1 protein-coding gene is annotated in these 887 nt (G+C 47.1%); it reads right to left on the reverse strand.

From position 1 onward, the window contains the following. Positions 1-887 (reverse strand): efflux RND transporter permease subunit (locus tag A3766_RS26200; protein WP_197479763.1); only part of this gene is annotated, 887 nt, incomplete at both ends.

Raw genomic sequence — 887 nt, forward strand, 5'->3', positions numbered from 1 at the left:
TGACCCAGGCATTCGTCAAACCAGGGAATTTAACCAAACTATCAAACTCCTGGCGTAGGCTTTCTGTCGTCACGCCAGCCCGCCATTCACTTCGCGGTTTAAGTTGAATGAATGTTTCGATCATCGTGAGCGGTGCTGGGTCAGTCGCTGTTTCGGCACGCCCGACTTTACCGAAAACAGACTCGACCTCTGGTACGGTTTTGATCAACTTATCGGTTTGTTGGAGTAGCTCTCTCGCCTTGCCGACTGATACACCGGCATATGTTGTAGGCATATACATCAAGTCACCTTCGTCCAATGGTGGCATGAATTCGCTTCCTAGCTTAGTCACTGGCCATAAACCAACCACTAAGACAACAGCAGAAAACAAAAGAGTCGTTTTAGGAAAAGCCAGCACACCTTTGATCACTGGTTTATACATGGCAATCATCAAGCGGTTAATCGGGTTTTTATGTTCAGGCGTCACTTTTCCACGAATAAAGTAGCCCATCAACACTGGCACGAGTGTAATAGCAAGACCCGCGGCAGCTGCCATCGCATAGGTTTTAGTGAATGCCAGGGGTGAAAACAACTTGCCTTCTTGTGCTTCAAGAGTGAACACAGGCAGAAAGCTGGCTGTAATAATCAACAAAGAGAAGAATAAAGGTGGCCCGACTTCAGATGCAGCCTGGGTAATCACCTGCCAACGGTTTTCATCTGTCAGCTCTGTTTTTTCCATATGCTTATGAACGTTTTCAATCATGACGATGGCGCCATCAACCATCGCACCGATCGCAATCGCGATTCCACCCAGAGACATAATATTGGCGTTCAAACCTTGCTGATACATGATGATAAAGGCCGTGAGAATACCCACAGGCAAGCTAACCAGTACAACCAGAGATGAA

This window comes from Oleiphilus sp. HI0132 (assembly GCF_001635845.1).